The organism is Streptomyces ossamyceticus, from assembly GCF_001418475.1.
GTDB lineage: Bacteria > Actinomycetota > Actinomycetes > Streptomycetales > Streptomycetaceae > Streptomyces > Streptomyces ossamyceticus.
In genome coordinates this window covers 25,937-34,386 of the sequence record NZ_LIQX01000031.1, presented here as the reverse complement: position 1 = coordinate 34,386, position 8,450 = coordinate 25,937, and the positions used below count along the sequence as shown (strand labels likewise).

Sequence of the window (8,450 nt, the reverse complement as noted above, 5' to 3'; positions counted from 1 at the left end):
GCACGCCGCCGTCACCGCCGTCGGCGGCATGGAGCGCCCCGGCCAGGTGACCATGGCCGAAGCCGTCGCGGAGGCGATCGACGACGGCTCCCATCTGCTGGTCCAGGCGGGCACCGGCACCGGTAAGTCGCTGGGCTACCTCGTGCCCGCCCTCGCGCAGGGAGAGCGCGTCGTCGTGGCCACGGCGACCCTGGCCCTGCAGCGGCAGCTCGTGGAGCGGGACCTGCCGAGAACGGTCGACGCGCTCCACCCGCTGCTGCGCCGCCGCCCCGAGTTCGCGATGCTCAAGGGCCGGTCGAACTACCTGTGTCTGCACCGCCTCAACGAGGGCGTGCCCCAGGACGAGGAGGACGGCCTCTTCGACCAGTTCGAGGCGGCCGCCCCCTCCAGCAAACTGGGCCAGGACCTGCTGCGGTTGCGTGACTGGTCGCAGGAGACCGAGACCGGCGACCGGGACGACCTCACCCCCGGAGTGTCCGACCGCGCATGGTCCCAGGTGTCCGTGTCGTCGCGGGAGTGCCTCGGCGCCTCGAAGTGCGCGTACGGCGCCGAGTGCTTCGCCGAGATGGCCCGGGAACGCGCCAAGCTCGCCGAGGTCGTCGTCACCAACCACGCCCTGCTCGCGATCGACGCCATCGAGGGCGCCCCGGTGCTCCCGCAGCACGAGGTGCTGATCGTCGACGAGGCCCACGAACTGGTCTCGCGGGTGACCGGCGTGGCCACGGGCGAGCTGACCCCCGGCCAGGTCAACCGCGCGGTGAGGCGAGCGGCGAAACTCGTCAACGAGAAGGCCGCCGACCAGCTCCAGACCGCCGCCGAGGGCTTCGAGCGGCTGATGGAGCTGGCCCTGCCCGGGCGCCTGGAGGAGATCCCCGAGGACCTGGCGTACGCGTTGATGGCGCTGCGCGACGCCGCCCGCACGGTGATCACCGCGATCGGCACCACCCGTGACAAGTCCGTCCAGGACGAGGACGCCGTCCGCAAACAGGCCCTGGCCGCCGTGGAGAACGTGCACGAGGTCGCTGAGCGGATCAGCAACGGCTCCGAGTGGGACGTCGTCTGGTACGAGCGGCACGACCGCTTCGGCGCCTCCCTGCGCGTGGCCCCCATGTCCGTGTCGGGCCTCCTCAGGGAGAAGCTCTTCGCGGACCGTTCCGTCACCCTGACCTCGGCCACACTGAAGCTGGGCGGCGACTTCAACGGCGTGGGGGCGTCCCTGGGCCTGGCGCCCGAGGGCACCGAGGGGGACGACGTCCCGCAGTGGAAGGGCGTCGATGTCGGCTCGCCGTTCGACTACCCGAAGCAGGGCATCCTCTATGTCGCCAAGCATCTGTCGCGTCCCGCCAGGGACGGCGACCGGGCGGACATGCTGGACGAGCTGACGGAACTGATCCAGGCGGCCGGCGGCCGGACACTCGGCCTGTTCTCGTCGATGCGGGCGGCCCAACTGGCGGCGGAGGACCTGCGGGCCCGCATCCCGGAGTTCCCGATCCTCCTCCAGGGCGAGGAGACGCTGGGCGAGCTGATCAAGGGCTTCGCGGCCGATCCGAAGACCTGTCTGTTCGGCACGCTGTCGCTCTGGCAGGGCGTCGACGTGCCGGGCCCCAGCTGCCAGCTGGTCGTCATGGACAAGATCCCGTTCCCGCGCCCCGACGATCCGCTGATGAGTGCCCGCCAGAAGGCCGTCGAGGAGGCGGGCGGCAACGGCTTCATGGCGGTGGCGGCCACCCACGCGGCCCTGTTGATGGCCCAGGGCGCCGGCCGCCTCGTGCGGGCGCAGGGCGACCGGGGCGTCGTCGCCGTCCTCGACCAGAGGCTGGCCACAGCCCGGTACGGCAGCTATCTGAAGGCGTCACTGCCCGACTTCTGGTACACCACGGACCGTAACCAGGTGCGGAAGTCGCTCGCGGCGATCGACCAGGCGGCGAAGGCCCTCGAAGAGGCGTAGAAATGCCGGTGGCCCGCCCCCGACAGGGGGCGGGCCACCGGGCACGGAAAGCCCAGGACCCCGGAACCGGCGCAGTGGATTCCGGGGCCCGGATCAGGGGCGCGGACCGGCACGGGAGGCCGTCCGCCACGAGGGTCAGACGCGGCGCAGGACCGCCACCACCTTGCCGAGGATGGTCGCGTCGTCACCCGGGATGGGCTCGTAGGCGGCGTTGTGCGGCAGCAGCCACACATGGCCGTCCTCGCGCTTGAAGCGCTTGACCGTGGCTTCGCCGTCCAGCATGGCGGCCACGATGTCGCCGTTCTCGGCGACCGGCTGGCGGCGGACCGTCACCCAGTCGCCGTCACAGATCGCGGCCTCGATCATGGAGTCACCCACGACCTTCAGGACGAACAGCTCGCCGTCACCGACCAGCTGGCGCGGGAGCGGGAACACGTCCTCGACCGACTCCTCCGCCAGGATCGGGCCACCGGCCGCGATCCGGCCGACAAGCGGCACATATGACGCGGCGGGCTTGCCGGCGGTGTCGGTCGGCTGCGCCGCCGCCTGGTCCGAGCCGCGGACCTCGTAGGCACGAGGGCGGTGCGGATCGCGGCGCAGGAAGCCCTTGCGCTCCAGGGCCATCAGCTGGTGCGCCACGGACGACGTGCTCGACAGGCCGACCGCCTGACCGATCTCCCGCATCGACGGCGGGTATCCGCGTCGCTGCACGGAATCCCTGATGACCTCGATCACCCGGCGCTGCCGGTCGGTCAGTCCGGAGCTGTCCGCCCTGATGCCTGGAGGTCGGCCGGGCAGGGCCCGCTTCGGCCCTTCATGGTTCGGAACTTCGTTCATCGCGTGCACCGGCTCGAGTCGGCCCTGGGAGCGGTCCTGGGCAGTGATGGTGGCGCTGTCTGCGGTCGTGGTCACGTCGGCCCCTCTCGATGGTCTCCCGTGCAGCACAACGGTAGTTGCTTTCGAAAGGTTGCGCCAAACACACGTTCGAGTGAAAAACCGTGGATTACCTGACGTGACCATGTGTGCAGGTGTATGGCTCGACAGCTCCGGCGGACAAAACCGCTGATTGCTGTACTCTTCACCGCCGGGGCGGGGCTTCGTGGGCCGCTGTAGCCGCGCGGCACAGTCTGCCACTCCCCCCTTCTTCCGTCGGGTACCGGTACCCGGCTTTCTCCGGTCCCCCTCGCGTTCCGGTCCGTAGCGGTGCGTCCGGGTCCGTTCCGCGACGGTGTGGATGCGCTCCGCGACGGCTCCTTCGTCCGGCACTTGCCAGTACGGGTGCGACACGCGCGTCGTGTGGGGATTTACGTGCCAAGCCCTACATCTAGTGCTTGGATTGCGGCAACGGCCCAGAAGTTGTGGTCCCCCCGGTCTGAGGCCTCATGGTCATCCCCTATGCTTGGGGCTGCTTCCGCGGGGTCCAAGAGGCTCGTGGGGCTATTGAGTCGTGCTGTGAGGAGGGTTGGAGTTATGCACTGTCCCTTCTGCAGGCACCCCGACAGCCGTGTCGTCGACAGTCGTACGACGGACGACGGTACGTCGATCCGCAGGCGCCGCCAGTGTCCGGACTGCTCCCGTCGTTTCACGACGGTGGAGACGTGCTCGCTGATGGTGGTCAAGAGGTCCGGTGTGACCGAACCCTTCAGTCGCACCAAGGTCATCAACGGCGTCCGCAAGGCATGTCAGGGACGGCCTGTCACCGAGGACGCGCTCGCCCAGCTCGGCCAACGGGTCGAGGAGGCGGTGCGCGCCACCGGCAGCGCCGAACTGACCACTCATGACGTGGGTCTGGCCATACTCGGTCCGCTGCAGGAACTCGACCTCGTCGCCTACTTGCGGTTCGCCTCGGTCTACCGGGCGTTCGACTCGCTTGAGGACTTCGAGGCCGCCATCGCGGAACTCAGGGAAGAGCAGGGGAAGCGCCCCGGCGCGGACGACGACGGCGTCGACAGCGCGGTCGAGGGGTGCCGGGAGAACGACCGCGGGTCCGGAGGGACTGCCCAAGTCCCCGTGCCCGCCAACGCCGCCGACTGAGGGCGGGCCGCACCTCCGGGCCATCAGGGCCGGGTGATCGGCGGCGATCGAGACCTGTCGCGGACGGCTGTGCGAGCCGGGTCGCGACACAAGACAGAACACCGTGTCACAGGAACAAAGTGGCACTTCAGGGCGTTTTGCCCGATACAGGGAGGCGGCATGACAGAGACGGCGAGCGGTCCGGCACGGAGTTCCCGCGCCAAGGGCACCAAGGCGAGCAAGGGCCTGCGTATCGAGCGCATCCACACCACCCCCGGCGTGCACCCGTACGACGAGGTGGCCTGGGAGCGCCGTGACGTCGTCATGACCAACTGGCGCGACGGCTCGGTCAACTTCGAGCAGCGTGGCGTCGAGTTCCCCGAGTTCTGGTCGGTGAACGCGGTCAACATCGTCACCAGCAAGTACTTCCGGGGCGCCGTCGGCACCCCGCAGCGCGAGGTGAGCCTGAAGCAGCTCATCGACCGCATCGTGAAGACGTACCGGAAGGCCGGTGAGGACTACAAGTACTTCGCCTCGCCCGCCGACGCCGAGATCTTCGAGCACGAACTGGCGTACGCCCTCCTGCACCAGATCTTCAGCTTCAACAGCCCCGTCTGGTTCAACGTGGGCACCCCGCAGCCCCAGCAGGTTTCCGCCTGCTTCATCCTGGCCGTCGACGACTCCATGGAGTCGATCCTCGACTGGTACAAGGAAGAGGGCATGATCTTCAAGGGCGGCTCCGGCGCCGGCCTGAACCTGTCCCGCATCCGTTCCTCCAAGGAGCTGCTCTCCTCCGGCGGCAACGCCTCCGGTCCCGTCTCCTTCATGCGCGGCGCCGACGCGTCCGCCGGGACGATCAAGTCGGGCGGTGCCACTCGCCGCGCCGCCAAGATGGTCGTCCTCGACGTGGACCACCCGGACATCGAGGACTTCATCGAGACCAAGGTGAAGGAGGAGGAGAAGATCCGCGTCCTGCGCGACGCGGGCTTCGACATGGACCTCGGTGGCGACGACATCACCTCCGTCCAGTACCAGAACGCCAACAACTCGGTCCGGGTGAACGACGAGTTCATGAAGGCGGTCGAGCAGGGCGGCGACTTCGGCCTGCGTGCCCGCATGACCGGCGAGGTCATCGAGCAGGTCGACGCCAAGGCGCTGTTCCGCAAGATCGCCGAGGCCGCCTGGGCCTGTGCCGACCCCGGCATCCAGTACGACGACACCATCAACACCTGGCACACCTGCCCCGAGTCCGGCCGGATCACCGCGTCGAACCCGTGCAGCGAGTACATGCACCTGGACAACACGTCCTGCAACCTGGCCTCGCTGAACCTGATGAAGTTCCTGGACGACGACGGCAAGGGCAGCCAGTCCTTCGACGTCGAGCGGTTCCAGAAGGTCGTCGAGCTGGTCATCACCGCGATGGACATCTCGATCTGCTTCGCGGACTTCCCGACCCAGAAGATCGGTGAGAACACCCGCGCCTTCCGCCAGCTCGGCATCGGCTACGCCAACCTCGGCGCCCTGCTCATGGCGACCGGCCACGCGTACGACTCCGACGGCGGCCGCGCCCTCGCCGGCGCCATCACCTCGCTGATGACGAGTACGGCCTACCGCCGCTCCGCCGAACTGGCCGCGGTCGTCGGCCCGTACGACGGCTACGCCCGTAACGCCGACGCCCACAACCGCGTCATGAAGCAGCACTCCGACGCCAACGGCACCGCCGTGCGCATGGACGACCTGGACACCCCGGTCTGGGCCGCCGCCACGGAGGCCTGGCAGGACGTGGTCCGCCTCGGCGAGAAGAACGGCTTCCGCAACTCGCAGGCCTCGGTGCTCGCCCCCACCGGCACCATCGGCCTCGCGATGTCCTGCGACACGACCGGTGTCGAGCCGGACCTGGCGCTGGTCAAGTTCAAGAAGCTGGTCGGCGGCGGCTCGATGCAGATCGTCAACGGCACGGTTCCGCAGGCCCTGCGCCGCCTGGGCTACCAGGAGGAGCAGATCGAGGCGATCGTCGCCCACATCGCCGAGAACGGCAATGTGATCGACGCCCCGAGCCTCAAGCCGGAGCACTACGAGGTCTTCGACTGCGCCATGGGCGAGCGGGCCATCTCCCCGATGGGCCACGTCCGCATGATGGCCGCGATCCAGCCGTGGATCTCGGGCGCCATCTCCAAGACGGTCAACATGCCGGAGACGGCGACCGTCGAGGAGGTCGAGGAGATCTACTTCGAGGCCTGGAAGCTCGGCGTCAAGGCGCTGGCGATCTACCGCGACAACTGCAAGGTCGGCCAGCCGCTCTCCGCCAAGACCAAGGACTCGGAGAAGGCGGAGATCACCGAGAAGGCCGAGGACACGATCCGGACCGCGGTCGAGAAGGTCGTCGAGTACCGCCCCGTCCGCAAGCGCCTCCCGAAGGGACGTCCCGGCATCACCACGTCCTTCACCGTCGGCGGCGCCGAGGGCTACATGACCGCGAACTCCTACCCGGACGACGGTCTCGGCGAGGTCTTCCTGAAGATGTCCAAGCAGGGCTCCACCCTCGCGGGCATGATGGACGCCTTCTCCATCGCGGTCTCCGTCGGCCTCCAGTACGGCGTGCCGCTGGAGACGTACGTCTCGAAGTTCACCAACATGCGCTTCGAGCCGGCCGGTATGACGGACGACCCGGACGTGCGGATGGCCCAGTCGATCGTCGACTACATCTTCCGCCGTCTGGCGCTGGACTTCCTGCCCTTCGAGACGCGTTCCGCGCTCGGCATCCACTCCGCCGAGGAGCGTCAGCGTCACCTGGAGACGGGTTCGTACGAGCCCGCCGAGGAGGACGTGGACGTCGAGGGCCTGGCCCAGTCGGCCCCGCGGCAGACGGACCTGAAGGCCGTGGCCACGCCGCAGGCCGAGGTCGAGGCGGCCAAGCCCGCTCCGAAGCAGGCGCACACCAGCGCCGAGCTGGTGGAGATGCAGCTGGGCATCCACGCCGACGCCCCGCTCTGCTTCTCCTGCGGTACGAAGATGCAGCGGGCCGGCTCCTGCTACATCTGCGAGGGCTGCGGCTCGACCAGCGGCTGCAGCTGACCTCTTGAGGCGCTGAAGGGCGGCACGGCCCGTGGCTGTGCCGCCCTTCGGCGTCCGTGGCGCGGTGCGTCAGGACTCGCGCGGGGCGCCCATCACGCGGGCGAAGGTCGCCGGGTCCTCGTCGTAGCCGTGGAGACCGGGGAGGAAGCTCCAGGAGCCGGAGCCGTCCCGGACGAACTCGCCGATGACCGCGGCCGTGGAGCCCTGGACCGAGGCGAAGTCGTCCTCGGCGAGGACGGTGTAGTCCTCGCGGATGCGCAGGGCCGCCTTGCTGACGTCACCGAAGGTCTTCGGGCTCGCCCCCTGCTGTATGGCCACGCCGATCACCACGCGCCCGTACCGGCTGTCGAGGCGGTTCAGCTCGACCGTCATCACCTCGTCCCAGCCGAAGCCCTGGCCGGTCTTGCTGTCGCGGTTGAGGGTGATGGTGCCGTCGGGCGAGCGGCTGTCGAAGTGCACGACGTAGGCGGGATCGCCGCTCGGGTCGGCCGCCGGGTAGGTCGCCGCGACGATGTCGAGGTCCGAGGGCGGCTGACCGGCGGGGCTCGGATCCCACTTCAGCGACACCTCGACCTTGCGGATGCCCTTGTTGAGGCCGTTCAACAGAACTCTCCTCCCCGTTCTCCGGTGCGTAAGGGCCGAACTGCTCCCCAGTCCAGGCCAGTTGCCCATCCTCGCATGCGTACGCCGGCGCTCGCCGGGCCACAACCCGTCGGAGAGTGACCGGCGCCACGCTCCGTGGCCTTACCATGGCGCGGTGCTGGTCAAGTGGATTCGCTGCACCGTGGTCGACCGCCGCGGTTTCGAGCGGGGGCAGCGAAAGTGGGCGGGGCTTCTGGGGGAGCCGGGATTCCGTGGACAGGGTGGGGGCTGGAGCCGGGCACGACCCGGGGTGGCGCACATCTTCTCGTTCTGGGAGAGCCGTGCCTTCTACGACTCCTTCATGGCCCGATCCCACGACCGGCTTGCCGCCTCGCAGTCCGGCACCCACAAGGACACACAGGTCAAGCTGTTCGACTACCGCTTCGACGTGAAGACCGGCTTCGAGCCGCGTTTCGGTGACGCCGACCTCGTACGGGTGGCGCACTGCCGTGTCCACGAGGAGCGCGCCGAGCACTTCGCGCTGATGCAGGAGAAGGTCTGGAACCCCGCGATGGCGGGTTCCCCCGGAATGCTGCGGGGCCTGTTCGGCGAGGCGCCGGGCCATGAGTTCTTGATCCTCTCCATGTGGCAGTCGGCCGCCGAGCACGGCAAATACCGTGTCGAACGCATCGAGCGCCTTGCCCTGCGGGCCCAGATCGAAGCGGATGTCGCCGCCCTCGCGGGCGACATCGTGGAACTCGAACCGAGCTGGACGGTCTGACGCCGAGAGGGGGCCTGCCTGGCATGCCGCAGATCCGGACTCGGGCGGGGT

The 8,450-nt window shown here is 69.0% G+C and carries 6 protein-coding genes; 4 read left to right on the top strand and 2 right to left on the bottom strand.

Annotation, left to right across the window (positions count from 1 at the left end; genetic code table 11):
- Positions 1–1,948 (top strand): ATP-dependent DNA helicase (locus tag AOK15_RS03165; RefSeq protein WP_063798936.1); only part of this gene is annotated, 1,948 nt, incomplete at its 5' end.
- 135 nt (positions 1,949–2,083) lie between these two features.
- Here AOK15_RS03165 and lexA read toward each other — a convergent pair.
- Positions 2,084–2,860, bottom strand: coding sequence for a transcriptional repressor LexA (gene lexA, locus AOK15_RS03160; protein ID WP_055512494.1), 777 nt, complete (start codon positions 2,858–2,860; stop codon positions 2,084–2,086).
- A 558-nt stretch (positions 2,861–3,418) separates the two neighbouring features.
- Between lexA and nrdR the strand changes: the two genes are divergently transcribed.
- Positions 3,419–3,982: a transcriptional regulator NrdR gene (gene nrdR / locus AOK15_RS03155; protein ID WP_055512492.1), complete on the top strand. Its 564-nt coding sequence runs from the start codon at positions 3,419–3,421 to the stop codon at positions 3,980–3,982.
- A gap of 159 nt (positions 3,983–4,141) precedes the next feature.
- Positions 4,142–7,036: a vitamin B12-dependent ribonucleotide reductase gene (locus AOK15_RS03150; RefSeq protein ID WP_055512490.1), complete on the top strand. Its 2,895-nt coding sequence runs from the start codon at positions 4,142–4,144 to the stop codon at positions 7,034–7,036.
- Positions 7,037–7,105: 69 nt separating this feature from the next.
- On the opposite strand, the gene AOK15_RS03145 is transcribed toward AOK15_RS03150, so the two are convergent.
- Positions 7,106–7,639, bottom strand: a complete 534-nt coding sequence (locus AOK15_RS03145) for a TerD family protein (protein ID WP_055512488.1) — start codon at positions 7,637–7,639, stop codon at positions 7,106–7,108.
- Positions 7,640–7,793: 154 nt separating this feature from the next.
- Between AOK15_RS03145 and AOK15_RS03140 the strand changes: the two genes are divergently transcribed.
- A complete protein-coding gene (locus AOK15_RS03140) occupies positions 7,794–8,399 on the top strand; it encodes a YdbC family protein (protein WP_055512486.1) in 606 nt (201 codons plus the stop codon).
- The last annotated feature ends 51 nt before the right edge of the window (positions 8,400–8,450 follow it).